The sequence below is a fragment of the Streptomyces sp. NPDC054975 genome (assembly GCF_053609105.1).
The window spans coordinates 444,899-464,316 of sequence record NZ_JBSGWV010000002.1; the positions used below are offsets into that span (position 1 = coordinate 444,899).

Genomic DNA, 19,418 nt, shown 5'->3' on the forward strand with positions numbered 1-19,418 from the left:
CGACAATGCACCTCATGGGACATGTCGAGGCCGCGCATCTGGAGTACTACCTTCCCGACGGGAGGGTCCTGCTCGCGGACGCCTCCTTCCGGGTCGGGGAGGGCGCGGTCGTCGCCCTGGTCGGGGCCAACGGCGCCGGGAAGACCACGCTGCTCCGGATGATCTCCGGCGAGCTGCAGCCGCACGGCGGCTCCGTCACCGTAAGCGGCGGGCTCGGCGTGATGCCCCAGTTCGTCGGTTCGGTCCGGGACGACCGTACGGTCCGTGACCTGCTCGTCTCGGTCGCCCAGCCGCGCATCCGGGAGGCCGCGAAGGCGGTCGACGCGGCCGAGCACCTGATCATGACGGTCGACGACGAGGCCGCGCAGATGGCGTACGCGCAGGCGCTCAGCGACTGGGCCGAGGTCCAGGGGTACGAGGCCGAGACCGTCTGGGACATGTGCACGACGGCCGCGCTGGGCGTCCCGTACGAGAAGGCGCAGTTCCGTGAGGTCCGCACGCTCAGCGGCGGCGAGCAGAAGCGGCTTGTCCTGGAGTCGCTGCTGCGCGGCACGGACGAGGTGCTGCTCCTCGACGAGCCGGACAACTATCTCGACGTCCCCGGCAAGCGGTGGCTGGAGGAGCGGCTGCGGGAGACCCGTAAGACCGTGCTCTTCATCTCCCACGACCGGGAGCTGCTCGCCCGGGCCGCGCAGAAGATCATCGCGGTCGAGCCGGGCCCGGCCGGGTCGGACGTCTGGGTGCACGGCGGCGGCTTCGAGACCTTCCACGACGCACGGCGGGAGCGGTTCGCCCGCTTCGAGGAGCTGAAGCGGCGCTGGGAGGAGAAGCACGCCCAGCTGAAGAAGCTGGTGGTCAACCTGCGGCAGGCTGCGGCGGTCAGCCACGAGATGGCGTCCCGGTACGCGGCGGCGCAGACCCGGCTGAAGAAGTTCGAGGAGGCCGGCCCGCCGCCGGAGCCGCCGCGCGAGCAGGACATCAGGATGCGGCTGCGCGGCGGGCGCACCGGAGTGCGTGCCGTGACCTGCGAGAACCTTGAGCTGACCGGCCTGATGAAGCCGTTCTCCCTGGAGATCTTCTACGGGGAGCGGGTCGCCGTTCTCGGCTCGAACGGGTCGGGCAAGTCGCACTTCCTGCGGCTGCTCGCCGGGGATCCGTCGGTGGCGCACACGGGCGAGTGGAAGCTGGGCGCGCGGGTCGTCGCCGGTCACTTCGCGCAGACCCACGCGCACCCGGAGCTCCAGGGGCGCTCCCTGGTGGACATCCTCTGGTCGGAGCACGCCAAGGACCGGGGCGGGGCGATGTCGGTCCTGCGGCGGTACGAGCTGGAGGGGCAGGGGGACCAGGCGTTCGAGAAGCTGTCGGGCGGGCAGCAGGCGCGGTTCCAGATCCTGCTGCTTGAGCTGTCGGGGACGACGGCGCTGCTCCTCGACGAGCCGACCGACAACCTGGACCTGGAGTCCGCGGAGGCCCTGCAGGACGGCCTGGAGTCGTACGAGGGCACGGTGCTGGCCGTCACGCACGACCGGTGGTTCGCGAAGACCTTCGACCGGTTCCTGGTCTTCGGCTCGGACGGGGTCGTACGGGAGACGACGGAGCCCGTGTGGGACGAGCGACGGGTGGAGCGGGCGCGGTAGCGAGAGCGGGGTCGACGGAGCCCGTCCGGGACGAGTGGTGGGTGGAGCGGGCGCGCTGGGTCGGCGCGTTTTGACCCGTCCGGGGTGGCGCGGGTACTGTTGCCGTTTGTTATGCGTATTGGCTTCGTCGTTCTCACGCGAAGGGCCCTTACGCAGGTTCCCTGGAGCAGTTACCAGTGGCTCGCATACGGGCGGTGACCCGGCAGTGCAGGCCCCAGCTGCATGATCGCTTCAGGTGTGTCTGGACTCCATCCACTGAAGAAGCGAAGGCTACGAAGTGCGTACGTACAGCCCCAAGCCCGGCGATGTCACTCGCCAGTGGCACATCATCGACGCGCAGGACATTGTCCTGGGCCGTCTGGCGACGACGGCTGCGAACCTCCTCCGAGGTAAGCACAAGCCCGTCTACGCCCCCCACATGGACATGGGCGACTTCGTCATCATCATCAACGCTGACAAGGTCCACCTGTCCGGCAACAAGAAGACCCAGAAGCTGGCCTACCGCCACTCCGGCTTCCCGGGTGGTCTGCGCTCCGTCCGTTACGACGAGCTGCTGGCCAAGAACCCCGAGAAGGCCGTCGAGAAGGCCATCAAGGGCATGATCCCCAAGAACACCCTGGGCCGTCAGATGCTCTCGAAGCTGAAGGTCTACGCGGGCGAGAACCACCCGCACGCTGCCCAGCAGCCGGTCCCGTTCGAGATCACCCAGGTCGCGCAGTAGTTCCGGCCACACCCCCTAAGAACGAAAGAAATCTGAGGAGAATCGTGGCCGAGACCACTGTTGAGAACCCCATCGAGGGCGAGGAGACCTACGCCGAGGTCACCACCTTCGAGTCCGAGGTCCCCGTCGAGGGTGAGTACACCTCGGAGTCCCTGGCGTCGCGCTTCGGTGACCCGCAGCCGGCTGCCGGCCTGGGCCGTCGCAAGAACGCCATCGCCCGCGTCCGGATCGTTCCGGGCACCGGCAAGTGGAAGATCAACGGTCGCACCCTTGAGGACTACTTCCCCAACAAGGTGCACCAGCAGGAAGTCAACGAGCCCTTCAAGGTGCTCGAGCTCGACAACCGCTACGACGTCATCGCCCGCATCTCGGGTGGCGGCGTCTCCGGCCAGGCCGGCGCCCTGCGCCTCGGTGTGGCCCGTGCGCTGAACGAGGCGGACGTGGAGAACAACCGCGGTCCGCTGAAGAAGGCCGGCTTCCTCTCCCGCGACGACCGTGCGGTCGAGCGCAAGAAGGCCGGTCTCAAGAAGGCCCGTAAGGCCCCGCAGTACAGCAAGCGCTAATCGCCTGCTCGGTCTGCTTTGCACGTACGCCCCGGCGGCACTGCCCGTGCTGCCGGGGCGTACGTCTTTTCCTCCCCCTGAGCCCTTATCGACAGCTCTGATGTGAAAACGGGCATCAGGCGCTCAGGGGATCGCACTTTTCGGAGCAGTTTCGGAGGACAGCTGTGGGACGACTCTTCGGCACGGATGGTGTGCGCGGTGTGGCGAACGCGGATCTGACGGCGGAGCTCGCGCTCGGCCTGTCGGTCGCGGCGGCGCACGTGCTCGCCGAGGCGGGGACCTTCGAGGGCCATCGGCCGACCGCGGTGGTCGGGCGTGACCCCCGTGCGTCGGGAGAGTTCCTGGAGGCCGCCGTCGTGGCGGGCCTCGCGAGCGCGGGTGTCGACGTCCTGCGCGTCGGCGTCCTGCCCACCCCCGCCGTGGCCTACCTCACCGGAGCGCTCGGCGCCGACCTCGGCGTCATGCTCTCGGCCAGCCACAACGCGATGCCCGACAACGGCATCAAGTTCTTCGCCCGCGGTGGCCACAAGCTCGCCGACGAGCTGGAGGACCGGATCGAGTCCGTCTACGAGGAGCACCGCACCGGCGCCCCGTGGCAGCGGCCGACCGGCGCCGGCGTCGGCCGGGTCCGTGACTACGACGAGGGCTTCGACAAGTACGTCGCCCACCTCATCGCCGTCCTGCCGAACCGGCTCGACGGGCTCAAGGTCGTCCTGGACGAGGCGCACGGCGCGGCCTCCCGCGTCTCGCCCGAGGCGTTCGCCCGGGCCGGCGCCGAGGTGATCACGATCGGTGCGGACCCCGACGGCCTCAACATCAACGACGGCTGCGGCTCCACCCACCTGGAACTCCTCAAGGCCGCCGTCGTCGAGCACGGCGCCGACCTCGGCATCGCCCACGACGGTGACGCCGACCGCTGCCTCGCCGTGGACGCGTCCGGCGAGGAGGTCGACGGCGACCAGATCCTCGCGGTCCTGGCGCTCGCCATGCGCGAGGCCGGGACGCTGCGCGGCGACACCGTTGTCGCCACCGTGATGTCCAACCTCGGCTTCAAGCTCGCCATGGAGCGCGAGGGGCTGCGGCTGGTGCAGACGGCGGTCGGCGACCGGTACGTCCTGGAGTCCATGAAGGAGCACGGCTTCGCGCTGGGCGGCGAGCAGTCCGGGCACGTCATCGTGCTCGACCACGCCACCACCGGCGACGGCACCCTCACCGGTCTGATGCTGGCGGCGCGTGTCGCGGCGACCGGCAAGTCCCTCGCGGAGCTGGCCGGTGTGATGGAGCGGCTGCCGCAGGTCCTCATCAACGTGCCCGACGTCGACAAGTCCCGGGTCACGACCTCCGCCGAACTGGCGACCGCCGTCGGCGACGCCGAGCGCGAGCTGGGCACCACCGGTCGTGTACTGCTCCGCTCCTCGGGCACCGAGCCGCTCGTCCGGGTCATGGTCGAGGCCGCCGACATCGAGCAGGCCCGGGCCGTGGCCGGCCGCCTGGCCGACGTGGTGAAGTCCGCGCTCGGCTAGGCGGGTCGAGGCTCATGTCTGCTTGGACCGTCTGACGGTCACTTGCGTCGTGGCGTACCCGGAGGGCGGGTCATCCGTCCCTCCTGGGTGCGCCACAGCATTTTCCAGCCGATGAGGGTGATGACCCCGGCGAGGATGATCCCGAGCAGGTTCAGCAGCAACTGCTCGGTGGAGCCCCACATCTGGTCCAACTCGCCGTAGCTGAGCGCCACGGCCGCGTTCGCCGCCGCCGGGACCGTCGTCACCGAGATCGCCACGCCGACGAGCGTCCCCGACTTCGCGGAGGTCAGGGAGAGGACTCCGGCCGCGCCCGCGAGCAGCGCCACGACGAACGAGAACGGGTCCGGCTGCCAGATGAAGCTGGTGTTCGGGCGGGGGTTGTTGAGCATCCCCTCGTGGAACTGGCCGATGCCGTCCATCAGCAGGCTGAACAGGGTCGTCGCAGCGATCGCCGCCACGAAGCCGACGAGCAGGGCGATCAGCGAGCGCAGCGCCAGCCTCCGGCGCCGCTGCACCAGTCCCGTACAGATCCCGGCGAGCGGGCCGAACTCCGGGCCGACGGCCATCGCGCCCACGATCAGGATCGCGTTGTCGAGGACCACGCCGCAGGCCGCGATCATCGTCGCGAGGGAGAGGAACAGCAGGTAGGTGATGGTGAGGGTGGACTCCTCGTGCGTCGCCTCGGCCAACTGCTCCCAGATCACCGCGTCCGCGGCCTCGCCCGGCGCCTCCTTCTCCGCGTCGTCGGCGCGCTCGGAGAGCGACAGGTCGATGTTCTCGACGGCGATCGACCCGTCCTTGTCGATGCTCAACTCGCGTAGCCCGTGCAGGAGTTCGTCACCGGCCTCGCGGGCTACGTCGCACATCACGACATCACCCTCGGGCTCGCGGGCGACGCCCTTGAGCACCGCGACATGCGTGGTGCCCACGGTTTTGTCGATCAGGTCGAGCACGGCGTCCGTGCGGTCGGACGGGGTGATGATCCGCAGATGCAGCATGGCCGCACCCTAACGGGGATCCAGGAGGCCCCGGGGGATCAGAGCTTACGCAGGGACAGTCGCTGCACCTTGTGGTCCGGGCCCTTGCGCACCACGAGCGTGGCCCGGCCGCGCGTCGGCGCCACGTTCTCCAGCAGGTTCACCTTGTTGATGGTCCGCCACATCGTGCGGGCGTACTCCAGGGCCTCCTCCTCGGAGACCTGGGTGTACTTCTGGAAGTACGAGAACGGGTTCTGGAACGCGGTCTCGCGCAGGCGGCGGAAGCGGTTCAGATACCAGCGCTCGATGTCCTCGGGCCGGGCGTCGACGTACACGGAGAAGTCGAAGTAGTCGGCCAGACCGACCCGCGTCCGGCCGTCCTTGCCGGGCAGGGCGGGCTGGAGGACGTTGAGCCCCTCCACGATCAGGATGTCGGGGCGGCGGACCACGAGCCGCTCGCCCGGCACGATGTCGTAGATGAGGTGGGAGTAGACCGGGGCGGTGACCTCGTCCTTGCCGGCCTTGATGTCGGCGACGAACCGGGTCAGGGCACGGCGGTCGTACGACTCCGGGAAACCCTTCCGCGACATCAGGCCGCGCGCCTTCAGCTCCTCCATCGGATAGAGGAAGCCGTCGGTGGTGACCAGCTCCACACGCGGGTGCTCCGGCCAGCGGGCCAGCAGCGCCTGGAGGAGACGGGCCACGGTGGACTTGCCGACGGCGACGGAGCCGGCGACCCCTATGACGAAGGGTGTGCCACGCTGCTCGCCCCGCTCGCCGAGAAAGGTGTTGAGCGCGCCCCGCAGCCCGCTGGTGGCCTGGACGTACAGGTTCAGCAGCCGCGAGAGCGGCAGGTAGACGTCCCGGACCTCGTCCAGGTCGATGACGTCGCCGAGCCCCCGCAGCCGCTCGACCTCCTCGGCCGTGAGCGGCAACGGCGTCTTGTCCCGCAGCGCGCTCCACTCGTCCCGGGTGAGGTCGACGTAGGGCGTGGCCTCGGGAGGCCGACGCTGGCTTCGTGGCGGCGAAGTGATCACCCCGCCATTGTCGGGGCTGTGGGGCGGTTGTGGGTCGTGGGGTCGGTCACGTGGCGGAGGGCCGGGTCGTCCTGCCCGGCCCTCCTCTAGGGTGATCGGCACGCAGTTGCCCGCGTGGGCCGTGTACTTCACGCGGGGGGATGTGCCGCCCGAGGGCGGCGCGACGGATCAGAAGGACACAAGAACATGCGTACGTTCAAGGGAACCGCCACCGTCGCTGTCGGCGCCGTCTCGCTGGCGCTGCTGCTCACCGCCTGCGGTGGCGGCGGGAAGGGCGACGACAAGGGCACCCCGACGGCCTCCGGGTCCGCGTCCGCCTCCGCCACGCCGGACGCGAAGGCGCTGTCGGTGGGGGAGCTGGAGAAGCTGATCGTCGAGCAGGCCGACCTCAAGGGGTACCAGGTTCAGAAGGCCAAGGCCGCCGACATCGTGAAGTCGGGGGACATCGCCACCGACAAGGCCGGCTGCAAGCCGCTCGCCGAGGCGATGTCGTACATCGCGACGGGTGACCCGGCCGCGAGCGTGCTGCGCAAGGCGATCGAGGTGCCGACGGCGAAGGGCGCGACCGGGTCGCCGGAGGATGCGCTCGGCATGCTCGCCAACCCGGTCACGGGCATCACGCTCGGCTCGTACGACGGCGGGGGCGCGCAGGCCGCGCTGGCCTCGCTGAAGACGGCCGGCACGGAGTGCGCGGGTGGCTTCACGGTCACCGTCGGCGGCGAGACGACGAAGGTCACCAAGGTCGCCCCGGAGACCGTCACCGCCGGTGAGGAGGCGCTCGCCTTCACCGTCACCGCCGACATGGAGGGCAAGCCCTGGGTCAGCAAGGTCGTCGCCTTCACCAAGGGCAACACGCTGGCGTCGTTCTCCGTCATCAGCCTCGCGGGCAAGGTCGAGGGTCTGCCGAAGACCGTCATCGACGCGCAGGCCGCCAAGCTGGGCTGAGTCCGGCCCTCCGCCCGCTTTCGGTCGTAGGCTGCCGCCATGTGCGGAATCGTGGGATACGTCGGCGGGCAGTCGGCGCTTGATGTGGTGATCGCGGGCCTCAAGCGGCTCGAGTACCGGGGCTACGACTCGGCCGGCGTCGCGGTGCTCTCCGACGGGGGAATGGCCGCGGCGAAGAAGGCGGGCAAGCTCGTCAACCTGGAGAAGGAGCTGGTGGACCGGCCGCTGTCGAGCGGTTCCACCGGCATCGGACACACCCGCTGGGCCACCCACGGCGGGCCGACCGACACCAACGCGCACCCGCATCTCGACAACGCGGGGCGCGTGGCCGTCGTCCACAACGGGATCATCGAGAACTTCGCCGCTCTCAGAGCCGAGTTGGAGGAGCGTGGGCACGACCTCGCGTCCGAGACGGACACCGAGGTCGTGTCGCATCTGCTCGCCGAGGAGTTCTCCTCCTGCGGGGACCTGGCCGAGGCCATGCGGCTGGTCTGCCGGCGGCTCGACGGCGCGTTCACCCTCGTCGCCGTGCACGCGGACGAGCCGGACGTCGTCGTCGGGGCCCGCCGGAACTCGCCGCTCGTGGTGGGCGTGGGGGAGGGCGAGTTCTTCCTCGCCTCCGATGTCGCCGCCTTCATCGCGCACACCCGTTCCGCCATCGAGCTGGGCCAGGACCAGGTCGTGAAGCTGTCCCGGGAGGGCGTCGAGGTCACCGACTTCGGCGGCGCCCCCGCCGACGTACGGGCGTACCACGTGGACTGGGACGCCTCGGCCGCCGAGAAGGGCGGCTACGACTACTTCATGCTCAAGGAGATCGCCGAACAGCCGAAGGCCGTCGCCGACACGCTGCTCGGCCGCATCGACGCGGAGGGCCGGCTCCGGCTCGACGAGGTGCGCATCCCCGACGCGGTGCTGCGCGAGGCCGACAAGATCGTGATCATCGCGTGCGGTACGGCCTTCCACGCCGGGATGATCGCGAAGTACGCCATCGAGCACTGGACCCGGATCCCGTGCGAGGTGGAGCTCGCGAGCGAGTTCCGGTACCGCGATCCGATCCTCGGGCAGCGGACCCTCGTCATCGCGATCTCCCAGTCCGGCGAGACGATGGACACCCTGATGGCGCTGCGGCACGCGCGCGAGCAGGGCGCGAAGGTGCTGGCCGTGTGCAATACGAACGGGTCGACCATTCCGCGGGAGTCCGACGCCGTTCTCTACACCCACGCCGGGCCCGAGGTCGCGGTCGCGTCCACGAAGGCCTTTCTGACGCAGCTGGTGGCCTGCTACCTGCTGGCGCTGTACCTCGGTCAGGTGCGGGGGACGAAGTGGGGCGACGAGATCCACGCCGTCGTCCGTGAGCTCTCCCGGATCGCCGACGAGGTCGAGCGGGTCCTGGAGACGATGGAGCCGGTACGGGCCCTCGCCCGCTCGCTCGCCGACAAGGACACCGTGCTCTTCCTCGGCCGGCACGTCGGCTACCCCGTGGCCCTGGAAGGCGCGCTGAAGCTGAAGGAACTCGCGTACATGCACGCCGAGGGCTTCGCGGCGGGCGAGCTGAAGCACGGGCCGATCGCGCTCATCGAGGAGGACCTGCCGGTGGTCGTCGTCGTGCCGTCGCCGCGGGGGCGGTCGGTCCTGCACGACAAGATCGTCTCCAACATCCAGGAGATCCGGGCGCGGGGGGCCCGGACGATCGTGATCGCGGAGGAGGGCGACGAGACGGTCGTCCCGTACGCCGATCACCTGATCCGCATCCCGGCAACGCCTACGCTTCTTCAGCCGCTGGTCTCCACCGTGCCGCTGCAGGTCTTCGCCTGCGAACTCGCGACGGCGCGGGGCAACGAGGTGGACCAGCCGCGGAACCTGGCGAAATCTGTGACCGTGGAGTGAGCGAATGATCATCGGGGTGGGGATCGACGTGGCCGAGGTGGACCGCTTCGCGGCCTCCGTGGAGCGGACGCCCGGGCTGCTCCAGCGGCTCTTCGTCGAGGGCGAGCTGCTGCTCCCGAGCGGCGAGCGGCGCGGCCCGGCGTCCCTGGCGGTCCGTTTCGCCGCGAAGGAGGCGGTGGCCAAGGCCCTGGGCGCGCCGGCGGGCCTGCACTGGACGGACGCGGAGGTCTACGTCGAGGCGAGCGGCCAGCCGCGGCTGCGGGTACGGGGGACGGTGGCGGCGCGGGCGGCCGAGTTGGGCGTCCGGCACTGGCATGTCTCGCTGAGTCATGACGCGGGGGTGGCTTCGGCGGTGGTGATCGCGGAGGGGTGACGGGGGCCCTGGGCGCGGTGGTGGCCGGGGAGGGGGCGTGATGGGGGCCTGGGCCGGTGGTGGCTGGGGAGGGCGTGATGGGGGTCCGGGCCGGTGGTGGCCGGGGAGGGCGTGGACGGGGGTCCTGGGCGCGGTGGTGGCCGGGGGCTTGGCGGGGGCCCTGGGCGCGGTGGTGACGGGGAGGGCGTTACGGGGGCCGGGCGGGGTGCATGGAGGTGCGGGTCGGCGCCGGAGCCGTGGGTGACGGGGCGTCCGGCGGTCGAGCCTCCTTCACGGGCGGGGGCTTGGGGCGTGCGGCAGACTGCGGGCATGCGTACCGCTTACCGCGTGGAGACCGTACGGGCCGCCGAGGCCGAGCTCATGGCAGCGCTGCCCGAGGGGGCGCTCATGCAACGGGCCGCGGCCGGGCTCGCCGCCGCGTGCCTCTCGCTGCTCGGCCGGGGCCATGTGTACGGGGCGAGGGTCGTCCTGCTCGTCGGCAGCGGGGACAACGGGGGCGACGCCCTCTACGCGGGGGTGCGGCTCGCGCGGCGCGGGGCGGGGGTGACGGCCGTACTGCTCGGCGAGCGGGCCCACGAGCGGGGGCTCGCCGCGCTGCTCCGCGCCGGGGGGCGGGTGGCGGACGACCCCTTCGAGGCGCTCGCCGTCGCCGACCTCGTCCTCGACGGGATCACCGGCATCGGCGGGCACGGGGGCTTGCGGCCGGACGCGGTCCCGGTCGCGCGGGCGGCGCGCGGCTCGGACGCGGTGGTGGTCGCCGTCGACCTGCCGAGCGGCGTGGACGCGGACACGGGGCGGGTCGCGGGGGAGGCGCTGCGGGCGGACGCGACGGTGACCTTCGGGGCGTACAAGCCGGGGTTGTTGATCGACCCGGCGCGCGAGTACGCGGGGGCGCTGCGGCTCGTGGACATCGGTCTCGGCGAGGTCCTGCCGTCGGTGCCGGACGTCGAGGCGTTGCAACACGAGGACGTGGCGCGGCTGTTGCCCGTGCCGGGGGCGGAGAGCGACAAGTACCGGCGGGGCGTGGTCGGCGTCGTGGCCGGCTCCGCGCGCTACCCGGGCGCGGCGGTGCTCGCGGTGACGGGCGCGCTGCGGGGCGGGGCGGGGGCGGTGCGGTACGTGGGGCCGGCGGGGGATGCGGTGATCGCGCGCCATCCGGAGACGCTGGTGCACGTGGGGCCGCCGGGGAAGGCGGGGCGGGTGCAGGCGTGGGTGGTCGGGCCGGGCCTGGGTGACGAGCGGTCGGCCGTCGCGGAGGTCCTCGCCTCGGACGTACCGGTCCTGGTGGACGCGGACGGGTTGCGGGACCTGGACCCGACGGCGGTACGGGAGCGCACGGCGCCGACCCTGCTCACGCCGCACGCGGGCGAGGCGGCGGCGCTGCTCGGTGTCTCGCGGGAGTCGGTGGAGGCGGAGCGGCTGGCGGCGGTACGGGAGTTGGCGGGGCGCTTCGGGGTGACGGTGCTGTTGAAGGGGTCGACGACGCTGGTGGCGGGGGGTTGGGGGCCGGAGTCGGGTGCGGGGTCCGGTTCGGGGTCGGTGTCGGTGGCGGAGCCGGTGCGGGTGAATCCGACGGGCTCGTCGTGGCTGGCGACAGCGGGGAGCGGGGACGTGCTGTCCGGGCTCGCGGGCTCGCTGCTGGCGGCGGGGTTGGGGGCGCGGGACGCGGCCTCGGCCGCCGCGTACCTCCACGGCCTGGCGGCCCGGCGGGCGTCGGGCGGCGCGCCGATCACGGCGGGCGACGTGGCGGAGGCGCTGCCGGCGGCGTGGCGCGACGTGGTGAGCGGGTAGGCCCCCACCCCACCCCTTCCCGAAACCCTGCCGGGGGCTCGGCAGCTTCGCGCCGCGAGCGGTTCCGTCCGCCAGGGCGCTGCGTCTTCCCGCCGTACGCCGACGGTGACGCCCAGTCTGGTGGGCGCGGGCGTCTGCACCTCTGCCGGGTCCGCCCGGCGCCTTGCGCCGCAAGGCTGTGGCCGCACTGCGTGCGGTCGACCCCCGGTCGGGCGAACCCGTTGGACCACGCGTGGGATTGGGCGGGCGGGGTGTGGTGCGGGTGGGTTGGCTGAGTGGGTGATCAGATGGACCGCGCCCTCCCGTGCCCTGACGTTGCTGCTCGTCGCCGCAACCGCCCTCCCGCTGACGCCGACCGCCTCGGCCTCCGCCCCCGCCGGACCCGCCGCCGCCGAACGCGCCCCTGCCGGACCTGGTGTCGCCGACCTCGCGCCGCCCGCCCGCGCCCCCGCCGAACGCGCTGAGCCAGCGTCCCGCGGCCCCGTCCCCGCCGAACGCGTCCCTGCCGGACCCACCGCCGAACGCGCCGAGCCAGCGCCCCGCGCCCCCGCCGAACGCGCTCCCGGCCCCGATGCCCGCGCCGACCCCGTACCCTCCACCCTCACCGACCCCGCACCCTCCACCCTCACCGACCCCGTACCCTCCACCCTCACCGACCCCGCACCCTCCACCCTCACCGCCCCCGCGCCCCCCACCCCCACCACCCCCACCCCCGCCCCCGCCCCCAGCGAACCCCCCTCCGCCGAGCCCCTCGTGCCCGGGGTCGTAGGGGCCGGGGTGGCCGAGTATCCGATGGATACGCCCGATCAGGTGTTGCCGCCCGTGCCGCAGGACGGGGAGGGGGTGGTGGTGCCCGTGCCCGAGCCGGAGAGGGACGTCGACGAGCTGGTGGAGTACGTGCCGCGGAGTGCGATCGGTGCTGCCTGTACCGCGCTTGCCGGGCCCCACCAGCGGCGCGTCGAGAAGCTGCTGAAGCTCAAGGTCGACGGGAAGCAGTCCACCGCCGACTGCAAGGCCATCCGCGCCTTCCAGGTCAAGGAGAAGATCAAGCCCGCCAACGGCTACGCCGGCCCCGTCACCTGGGCCCGTGCCGAGTTGCTCGCCGCGCGCAAGAACCCCAACGCCGCCGGGAAGTGCCCGGTCAAGTCGTACACCGTCGCCTGCGTCGACCTCGATCGTGAGCTCATGTGGGTGCAGAAGGGGAGCAAGGTGGTCTTCGGGGTGGTCAACGTGCGCAGTGGGCGGCCCGGGTACCGGACCCGTACCGGCTGGAAGAAGGTCTACTGGCGCCACAAGGACCACTGGTCGTCCCTCTACAACACACCCATGCCCTACTCCCAGTTCTTCGACGGCGGCCGGGCCTTCCACGCCGTCTACGGTCAGCTCGCCACGCCCACCGGCAGCCGCGGCTGCGTCAATCTGAGCCACGCCAACGCCAAGAGACTCTGGGACGTGTTGCGCAAGGGTGACCGGGTCTACATCTGGGGAAAGCGGCCCGAACGCTGACACCTGAGAGACTGGGCGCGATGACTGAGACACCGCCGCCCCGCAGAGCCCGCGCCGAGATCGACCTCGGTGCGCTGCGTGCGAACGTCCGCACGCTGCGTGCCCGCGTCGGGCCCCACGTCCAGCTGATGGCCGTGGTCAAGGCCGACGCGTACGGCCACGGCGCCGTCCGCTGTGCCCGCGCCGCGCTCGAAGCGGGCGCCGACTGGCTCGGCACCGCCACCCCGCACGAGGCGCTCGCGCTGCGCGCGGCCGGGATCACGGACGCGCGGATTCTGTGCTGGCTCTGGACCCCCGGCGACCCCTGGGCCGAGGGCATCGAGGCCGGCCTCGACATGACCGTCAGCGGGATGTGGGCCCTGGACGAGGTCGTCGCAGCCGCCCGGCTGACCGGGCGCACCGCCCGCGTCCAGCTCAAGGCCGACACCGGGCTCGGGCGCAACGGGTGTCAGCCCGCCGACTGGCCCGCACTGGTCGGCGAGGCCCTCAAGGCCCAGAAGGCCGGGCTCGTCACCGTCACCGGACTCTGGTCGCACTTCGCCTGCGCCGACGAGCCCGGCCACCCCTCCATCGCCTCCCAGCTCGACGTCTTCCGCTCGATGCTCGACTACGCGGAGAAGGCCGGCGTCGAGCCCGAGGTCCGGCACATCGCCAACTCCCCGGCCACCCTCACCCTGCCGGAGACCCACTTCGACCTGGTCCGGCCCGGCATCGCCATGTACGGAGTCTCGCCCGCTCCCGAGATCGGGACCCCCGCGGATTTCGGGCTGCGGCCTGTCATGTCCCTTGTCGGCAGCGTCGCGCTCGTCAAGGAGGTGCCCGGCGGGCACGGGGTCAGTTACGGACACCATTACGTCACCGAGGGCGAGACCACCCTCGGCCTGATCCCGCTCGGGTACGCCGACGGCATCCCGCGCCACGCCTCCGGCCGCGGCCCCGTCCTGGTCGGCGACCGGATCCGGCGGGTGGCCGGACGTGTCGCCATGGACCAGTTCGTGGTCGACCTCGGCGGCGACACCGTCGAGCCCGGCGCCGAGGCGCTGCTCTTCGGGCCCGGCGACCGGGGCGAGCCGACCGCCCAGGACTGGGCCGACGCCGCCGACACCATCGCGTACGAGATCGTCACACGCATCGGCGCGCGCGTTCCGCGCGTCTATGTGGACGGGAGCACCCGAACCGACCGGACCTGAGGAGGGGCAGTGAGCGAGGCCAGCACCGACAACTGGCGGCGTGCCGGGCTCGCCGGTGCCGCGATAGGCGTCCTGGCCGCCGGGGCGGCGGCCGGGGTGGCCATCGAGCGGCTGACCGTCGGGCGCGGCATGCGGCAGAAGGCGCGGCTCGCCCTCGACGCCTCCGCGCCTTACGGCTCCCTGCGCGGTGCGCCCGGCAAGGCGCCCGCCGACGACGGCACCGCCCTCTACTACGAGGTCGACGAGGTGGAGTCGGACGCGCCCGCGCCCAGGCGCCGCCGGCTCTTCGGGCGCAAGGCGCCCGCGCCCGTCACCGTCGTCTTCAGCCACGGCTACTGCCTCGGCCAGGACTCCTGGCACTTCCAGCGGGCGGCGCTGCGCGGCCTCGTCCGTACCGTCTACTGGGACCAGCGCAGCCACGGACGTTCCGAGCGGGGCCTCGCCCAGTCCGGCCCCGACGGCCTGCCCGTCTCCATCGACCAGCTGGGCCGTGACCTCAAGGCCGTCATCGACGCTACCGCGCCCGACGGGCCCCTGGTCCTGGTCGGGCACTCGATGGGCGGCATGACGATCATGGCCCTTGCCGACCGCTACCCCGAGCTGATCCGCGAGCGGGTCGTCGGTGTCGCCTTCGTCGGTACGTCGGCGGGGAAGCTGGGCGAGGTCAACTACGGGCTGCCCACGGCCGGGGTCAACGCGGTGCGGCGGATCCTGCCGGGGGTCCTGAAGGCCCTCGGCGCGCAGGCGGAGCTGGTCGAGCGGGGCCGCAGGGCCACGGCCGACCTGTTCGCCGGCCTGATCAAGAAGTACTCGTTCTCGTCCCGGGACGTGGACCCGGCCGTCGCCCGCTTCGCGGAGCGGATGATCGAGGCCACCCCGATCGACGTGGTGGCGGAGTTCTACCCGGCCTTCGCCGAGCACGACAAGGCGGCCGCCCTCGCGGTCTTCCGTGAGGTGCCCGTCCTCGCCCTCGCCGGCGACCGTGACCTGGTCACCCCCAGCTCGCACACGGAGGCGATCGCCGATCTGCTGCCGGACGCGGAGCTCGTCATCGTGCCCGACGCCGGGCACCTGGTGATGCTGGAGCACCCGGAGGCCGTGACGGACCGGCTCGCCGACCTGCTCGCGAAGGTGGGCGCGGTGCCCGCGACAGCGGCGACCAAAGCCGGGGCCGGTAACAGCTAGGTTGGGCCGTATGGAAGAACCGCACTCCACTGCCACCCTCGACATCGACTCCCCGGAGCAGATGCAGGAGATCGGTCGCCGGCTCGCCAAGCTGGTCCGGCCCGGCGACCTCGTCATGCTCACCGGCGAGCTCGGCGCCGGGAAGACGACGCTCACCCGCGGCCTCGGAGAGGGCCTCGGCGTGCGCGGCGCCGTCACCTCCCCGACCTTCGTCATCGCCCGCGTCCACCCGTCCCTGGTCGGCGGCCCGGCGCTGGTCCACGTCGACGCGTACCGCCTCGGCGGCGGCCTCGAAGAGATGGAGGACCTCGACCTCGACGTCTCGCTGCCCGATTCGGTGGTCGTCGTGGAGTGGGGCGACGGCAAGGTCGAGGACCTCACGGACGACCGGCTGCACGTCCTGATCCACCGGGTCGTCGGAGACACGGACGACGACCGGCGCACGGTCGTGCTGCGCGGGATCGGCGCGCGGTGGGCCACCGAGAACCTCGCCCTGAGCTGAACGTACGTAGATTCCGACAAGGTGTCGGGAAGATGTTGCGTCGGCCGTACGAGCCGTGGTGACATGGATGCACGAGCTGGTTAGGTGTACCTAACCTACGGGAGGCATGCATGGCGACGCCGGAGCGCGAGCCCACGGAAGCGCGGACGCGGATGTCGATGAGCGAGCTGCTGGCGTCCTGTGCGGCGGCGGAGGCGGTGTCGACACCCCCGCGTGCGACCGAGCCCGCACCGGAATCGGAATCCGACGCGGGCGAGACCGGGCACACGATCGAGCGCGAGGCGGCGTAACCCGTACGGGTTACGCCGGAGCGCCCAGGCGGGCCGTAGGCCCCAGGCCCTTACGGGACGACGACGACCTTCGCGCCGATCGACGCGAACGTCCACATCGCGTCACCGTCCGCGCGCTTCATCCGGATGCCGCCCGTCTTCCGCGACGGGTCCGGCGTCGGCAGCGTGCCGTCGACCGCCGCGCTGAAGCCGATCGCGACGTCCTGCTCGGTCGTGAACCGCACCACGTGCTCGATCTGCACGCCGTCCGAGCCGGTGACCGAGCCCGAGCGGGACGTCACCTTGTACGCCCCCGGCGCCGGGTGGACCGTGCTCGGCATGACCGAGAACGAGTGCGTGGCCTGGTTCTTCGTGTCCACCAGCCATACCCGGCGCTCCGCGAGCGCGTACACGACACGCGCCCCGGTGCCGGAGTCCGCCGGTACGGCGAGCGGGTCCTTGACGGGCTTCTTGGGGCCACCGGTCGCCGCCGCCGAAGGCGCCGTGCTCGGGGCCTTCGGCTTGGCCGAGACGTCCGCCGGAGCGTTCGCCGACGCCTGGTAGGCGAGGAAGGCGACCGCGGCGATCGCCGCCGCCGTGAGCCCGGCCACGAATCCCGAGCTGCTCCGTGCCACCGCTCTGCCCACCTTTCGTACGTACGTATCGATCGTGACGTTAGCAGCCGCCGGGGACAGCGACGGGGCGCCGTGCGGACCCGCCAGGAGCCGTAGGCTGTTTGCGTGCTCTTGCTCGCCATGGATACCGCCACACCCGCCGTCACCGTCGCCCTGCACGACGGCGACTCCGTCGTCGCCGAGACGCGGCAGATCGACGCCCGCCGCCACGGGGAGCTGCTGCTGCCCGCCGTCGACCGGGTCCTCAAAGAGGCCGGGCTGAAGCTCGACGCGGTCACCGGCCTCGTCGTCGGCGTCGGGCCCGGGCCGTACACCGGTCTGCGCGTCGGGCTCGTCACGGCAGCCACCTTCGCGTCCGCCCTCGGCGTGCCCGTGCACGGTCTGTGCACCCTGGACGGGCTCGCGTACGCCTCCGGGATCGAGGAGCCGTTCGTCGTCGCGACGGACGCGCGCCGCAAGGAGGTCTACTGGGCGCGGTACGAGAACTTCCGTACGCGCGTCACCGACGCGGCCGTCGACCGGCCCGCCGAGATCGCCGAGCAGGTCGCCGGGCTCCCCGTCGTCGGCGCGGGCGCCGGCCTCTACCCGGAGGTCTTCCCGGACGCCCGCGACCCCGAGCACCAGTCGGCGGGCGCGCTGGCCGCCCTGGCGGCCGAACGATTGGCGGAGGGTGCCGAGTTCCTCGACCCGCTGCCGATGTACCTGCGCCGCCCCGACGCCCAGGTGCCGAAGAACTACAAGGTGGTCACGCCCAAGTGACCGCCGGAGCGCCCGCGACCGCCGCCGCGACCGACGAGGCCGTGCTGCGCGAGATGCGCTGGTGGGACATCGAGCCGGTGCTCGTGCTCGAACACGAGCTGTTCCCCGAGGACGCCTGGTCCGAGGGGATGTTCTGGTCCGAGCTGGCCCACGCCCGGGGCCCGCGCGCCACCCGCCGGTACGTCGTCGCGGAGGCCGGGGGCAAGCTCGTCGGCTACGCCGGGCTCGCCGCCGCCGGAGGCCTCGGCGACGTGCAGACGATCGCCGTCGCCCGCGAGCAGTGGGGCACCGGGCTCGGCGCGCGGCTGCTCACCGACCTCCTCCAGCACGCCACCGCGTTCGAGTGCGACGAGGTGCTCCTCGAGGTACGGGTGGACAACACCCGGGCCCAGAAGCTGTACGAGCGCTTCGGCTTCGAGCCGATCGGCTTCCGGCGCGGCTACTACCAGCCGGGCAACGTCGACGCGCTCGTGATGCGTCTGACCGTCCAAGCAACCGAGACCGAAACTGAAACTGAGACTGATTCCGATGGCTGCTGACGAACCGCTCGTACTCGGCATCGAGACCTCCTGCGACGAGACGGGGGTCGGCATCGTCCGGGGGACGACGCTGCTCGCCGACGCCGTCGCCTCCAGCGTCGACACCCACGCCCGCTTCGGCGGCGTCGTGCCCGAGATCGCCTCCCGCGCGCACCTGGAGGCGATGGTCCCGACCATCGAGCGCGCCCTGAAGGACGCCGGGGTCTCCGCCCGGGACCTCGACGGCATCGCCGTGACCGCGGGGCCCGGCCTCGCCGGAGCGCTGTTGGTCGGCGTCTCGGCGGCGAAGGCGTACGCGTACGCGCTCGGCAAGCCGCTGTACGGCGTGAACCACCTGGCCTCGCACATCTGCGTCGACCAGCTGGAGCACGGCCCGCTGCCCGAGCCCACGATGGCGCTGCTCGTCTCCGGCGGACACTCCTCGCTGCTCCTCGCCCCGGACATCACCGCCGACGTCCGGCCGATGGGCGCGACCATCGACGACGCGGCGGGCGAGGCCTTCGACAAGATCGCCCGCGTGCTCGACCTCGGCTTCCCCGGCGGCCCGGTCATCGACCGGCTCGCCCGGGAGGGCGACCCGAACGCGATCGCCTTCCCGCGCGGCCTGTCCGGCTCGAAGGACCCCGCGTACGACTTCTCCTTCTCCGGCCTGAAGACGTCGGTCGCCCGCTGGATCGAGGCGAAGCGGGCGGCGGGCGAGGAGGTGCCGGTACGGGACGTGGCGGCGTCGTTCCAGGAGGCCGTCGTCGACGTGCTCACCCGGAAGGCCGTACGGGCCTGCAAGGACGAGGGCGTCGACCACCTGATGATCGGCGGCGGCGTCGCGGCCAACTCGCGGCTGCGGGCGCTGGCCCAGGAGCGGTGCGAGCGGGCCGGGATCCGGCTGCGGGTGCCCCGGCCGGGGCTGTGCACCGACAACGGCGCGATGGTGGCCGCGCTGGGAGCCGAGATGGTCGCCCGCAACCGGCCGGCCTCCGACTGGGAGCTGTCCGCGGACTCGTCGCTGCCGGTGACGGACCCGCACGTGCCGGGCGCCGAGGGCCACGACCACGACCACGACCACGGTCACTCCCACGACCACGTGCACGAGATCAGCAAGGAGAACCTGTACTCGTGACCCTCGTGACCCTGATGTGGGAGGCGCGCGCGGTCCAGGGCCGCGGCGCCGAACTCCTGGAGTGGGCGCGGGCACAGGTTCTCCCGTACGAGCCGCTGCGGCGCGAGACCTTCCGCGCGCCGCAGGACCGCGTGCTCGTCCTGACCTGGTGGGAGACGGACACGTTCGACGCCGAACTGCCCGAGGTGCCGGAGCCGGCGGCGGATCTGCTCACCCGTCCGGTGCACCGTTGGCGTTTCGAGTCCGTGGACTGAGGCAACCG

General features: G+C 72.1%; 20 protein-coding genes. 17 read left to right on the plus strand and 3 right to left on the minus strand.

Annotation, left to right across the window (positions count from 1 at the left end; all coding sequences use genetic code 11):
* Window positions 1–14 precede the first annotated feature (14 nt).
* From ACWF79_RS04605 to glmM, 4 genes are all read left to right on the plus strand, one after another.
* On the plus strand, window positions 15–1,637 hold the full coding sequence (locus ACWF79_RS04605) for an ABC-F family ATP-binding cassette domain-containing protein (RefSeq protein ID WP_453726538.1): 1,623 nt from the start codon (window positions 15–17) through the stop codon (window positions 1,635–1,637).
* Between the two features lie 277 nt (window positions 1,638–1,914).
* Entirely contained in the window at window positions 1,915–2,358 is a 444-nt protein-coding gene (rplM, locus tag ACWF79_RS04610) for a 50S ribosomal protein L13 (RefSeq protein WP_148005774.1), read from the plus strand.
* 44 nt (window positions 2,359–2,402) lie between these two features.
* Window positions 2,403–2,921, plus strand: a complete 519-nt coding sequence (rpsI, locus tag ACWF79_RS04615; RefSeq protein WP_352188402.1) for a 30S ribosomal protein S9 — start codon at window positions 2,403–2,405, stop codon at window positions 2,919–2,921.
* Window positions 2,922–3,085: 164 nt separating this feature from the next.
* Entirely contained in the window at window positions 3,086–4,444 is a 1,359-nt protein-coding gene (gene glmM, locus ACWF79_RS04620; protein WP_453726539.1) for a phosphoglucosamine mutase, read from the plus strand.
* Between the two features lie 38 nt (window positions 4,445–4,482).
* Here the strand turns inward: glmM and ACWF79_RS04625 are convergent, their stop codons facing one another.
* Window positions 4,483–5,442 (minus strand): DUF389 domain-containing protein, encoded by a 960-nt coding sequence (locus ACWF79_RS04625; protein ID WP_453726540.1) that lies wholly within the window; start codon window positions 5,440–5,442, stop codon window positions 4,483–4,485.
* 38 nt (window positions 5,443–5,480) lie between these two features.
* Complete coding sequence (coaA, locus tag ACWF79_RS04630) at window positions 5,481–6,458, minus strand: type I pantothenate kinase (protein ID WP_453726541.1); 978 nt, start codon at window positions 6,456–6,458, stop codon at window positions 5,481–5,483.
* Between the two features lie 186 nt (window positions 6,459–6,644).
* Between coaA and ACWF79_RS04635 the strand changes: the two genes are divergently transcribed.
* The 9 genes from ACWF79_RS04635 to ACWF79_RS04675 all read left to right on the plus strand — a co-directional run bounded on the left by ACWF79_RS04635 (window position 6,645) and on the right by ACWF79_RS04675 (window position 16,127).
* Window positions 6,645–7,403 carry a hypothetical protein gene (locus ACWF79_RS04635; protein ID WP_453726542.1) on the plus strand — a complete coding sequence of 253 codons (759 nt, stop codon included), beginning with the start codon at window positions 6,645–6,647 and terminating at the stop codon, window positions 7,401–7,403.
* Window positions 7,404–7,442: 39 nt separating this feature from the next.
* A complete protein-coding gene (glmS, locus tag ACWF79_RS04640) occupies window positions 7,443–9,290 on the plus strand; it encodes a glutamine--fructose-6-phosphate transaminase (isomerizing) (protein ID WP_453726543.1) in 1,848 nt (615 codons plus the stop codon).
* A gap of 4 nt (window positions 9,291–9,294) precedes the next feature.
* Complete coding sequence (locus tag ACWF79_RS04645; protein WP_361667599.1) at window positions 9,295–9,663, plus strand: holo-ACP synthase; 369 nt, start codon at window positions 9,295–9,297, stop codon at window positions 9,661–9,663.
* Window positions 9,664–9,972: 309 nt separating this feature from the next.
* On the plus strand, window positions 9,973–11,454 hold the full coding sequence (locus ACWF79_RS04650; protein ID WP_453726544.1) for an NAD(P)H-hydrate dehydratase: 1,482 nt from the start codon (window positions 9,973–9,975) through the stop codon (window positions 11,452–11,454).
* A 279-nt stretch (window positions 11,455–11,733) separates the two neighbouring features.
* Window positions 11,734–12,960 (plus strand): L,D-transpeptidase family protein, encoded by a 1,227-nt coding sequence (locus ACWF79_RS04655; protein WP_453726545.1) that lies wholly within the window; start codon window positions 11,734–11,736, stop codon window positions 12,958–12,960.
* A 20-nt stretch (window positions 12,961–12,980) separates the two neighbouring features.
* The gene (gene alr, locus ACWF79_RS04660; protein WP_453726546.1) at window positions 12,981–14,150 is read left to right on the plus strand and encodes an alanine racemase; all 1,170 of its coding nucleotides are present in this window, start codon (window positions 12,981–12,983) and stop codon (window positions 14,148–14,150) included.
* A 9-nt stretch (window positions 14,151–14,159) separates the two neighbouring features.
* Window positions 14,160–15,335 carry an alpha/beta fold hydrolase gene (locus ACWF79_RS04665; protein ID WP_453726547.1) on the plus strand — a complete coding sequence of 392 codons (1,176 nt, stop codon included), beginning with the start codon at window positions 14,160–14,162 and terminating at the stop codon, window positions 15,333–15,335.
* 10 nt (window positions 15,336–15,345) lie between these two features.
* Window positions 15,346–15,837, plus strand: a complete 492-nt coding sequence (gene tsaE, locus ACWF79_RS04670) for a tRNA (adenosine(37)-N6)-threonylcarbamoyltransferase complex ATPase subunit type 1 TsaE (RefSeq protein ID WP_453726548.1) — start codon at window positions 15,346–15,348, stop codon at window positions 15,835–15,837.
* Window positions 15,838–15,947: 110 nt separating this feature from the next.
* Complete coding sequence (locus ACWF79_RS04675) at window positions 15,948–16,127, plus strand: hypothetical protein (RefSeq protein WP_453726549.1); 180 nt, start codon at window positions 15,948–15,950, stop codon at window positions 16,125–16,127.
* A 50-nt stretch (window positions 16,128–16,177) separates the two neighbouring features.
* Here the strand turns inward: ACWF79_RS04675 and ACWF79_RS04680 are convergent, their stop codons facing one another.
* A complete protein-coding gene (locus ACWF79_RS04680) occupies window positions 16,178–16,741 on the minus strand; it encodes a hypothetical protein (protein WP_453726550.1) in 564 nt (187 codons plus the stop codon).
* Window positions 16,742–16,846: 105 nt separating this feature from the next.
* Between ACWF79_RS04680 and tsaB the strand changes: the two genes are divergently transcribed.
* From tsaB to ACWF79_RS04700, 4 genes are read left to right on the plus strand one after another with little or no spacing between them, the layout of a single operon-like run.
* Window positions 16,847–17,500, plus strand: coding sequence for a tRNA (adenosine(37)-N6)-threonylcarbamoyltransferase complex dimerization subunit type 1 TsaB (gene tsaB / locus ACWF79_RS04685; protein WP_453726551.1), 654 nt, complete (start codon window positions 16,847–16,849; stop codon window positions 17,498–17,500).
* A gap of 53 nt (window positions 17,501–17,553) precedes the next feature.
* Window positions 17,554–18,039: a ribosomal protein S18-alanine N-acetyltransferase gene (rimI, locus tag ACWF79_RS04690; RefSeq protein WP_453726600.1), complete on the plus strand. Its 486-nt coding sequence runs from the start codon at window positions 17,554–17,556 to the stop codon at window positions 18,037–18,039.
* Window positions 18,029–19,156 carry a tRNA (adenosine(37)-N6)-threonylcarbamoyltransferase complex transferase subunit TsaD gene (tsaD, locus tag ACWF79_RS04695; RefSeq protein ID WP_453726552.1) on the plus strand — a complete coding sequence of 376 codons (1,128 nt, stop codon included), beginning with the start codon at window positions 18,029–18,031 and terminating at the stop codon, window positions 19,154–19,156. The genes rimI and tsaD overlap by 11 nt, the downstream gene beginning before the upstream one ends.
* Entirely contained in the window at window positions 19,153–19,410 is a 258-nt protein-coding gene (locus tag ACWF79_RS04700; RefSeq protein WP_453726553.1) for a hypothetical protein, read from the plus strand. The genes tsaD and ACWF79_RS04700 overlap by 4 nt, the downstream gene beginning before the upstream one ends.
* The last annotated feature ends 8 nt before the right edge of the window (window positions 19,411–19,418 follow it).

Excerpts from the sequence above, each read along its gene's own strand:
- ACWF79_RS04650 (WP_453726544.1), top strand. The coding sequence starts at position 9,973 with ATGCGTACCGCTTACCGCGTGGAGACCGTACGGGCCGCCGAGGCCGAG.
- ACWF79_RS04675 (WP_453726549.1), top strand. The coding sequence starts at position 15,948 with ATGGCGACGCCGGAGCGCGAGCCCACGGAAGCGCGGACGCGGATGTCG.
- ACWF79_RS04605 (WP_453726538.1), top strand. The coding sequence starts at position 15 with ATGGGACATGTCGAGGCCGCGCATCTGGAGTACTACCTTCCCGACGGG.
- tsaD (WP_453726552.1), top strand. The coding sequence starts at position 18,029 with ATGGCTGCTGACGAACCGCTCGTACTCGGCATCGAGACCTCCTGCGAC.
- alr (WP_453726546.1), top strand. The coding sequence starts at position 12,981 with ATGACTGAGACACCGCCGCCCCGCAGAGCCCGCGCCGAGATCGACCTC.
- ACWF79_RS04625 (WP_453726540.1), bottom strand. The coding sequence starts at position 5,442 with ATGCTGCATCTGCGGATCATCACCCCGTCCGACCGCACGGACGCCGTG.
- rimI (WP_453726600.1), top strand. The coding sequence starts at position 17,554 with ATGCGCTGGTGGGACATCGAGCCGGTGCTCGTGCTCGAACACGAGCTG.
- ACWF79_RS04645 (WP_361667599.1), top strand. The coding sequence starts at position 9,295 with ATGATCATCGGGGTGGGGATCGACGTGGCCGAGGTGGACCGCTTCGCG.
- tsaE (WP_453726548.1), top strand. The coding sequence starts at position 15,346 with ATGGAAGAACCGCACTCCACTGCCACCCTCGACATCGACTCCCCGGAG.
- ACWF79_RS04635 (WP_453726542.1), top strand. The coding sequence starts at position 6,645 with ATGCGTACGTTCAAGGGAACCGCCACCGTCGCTGTCGGCGCCGTCTCG.
- glmS (WP_453726543.1), top strand. The coding sequence starts at position 7,443 with ATGTGCGGAATCGTGGGATACGTCGGCGGGCAGTCGGCGCTTGATGTG.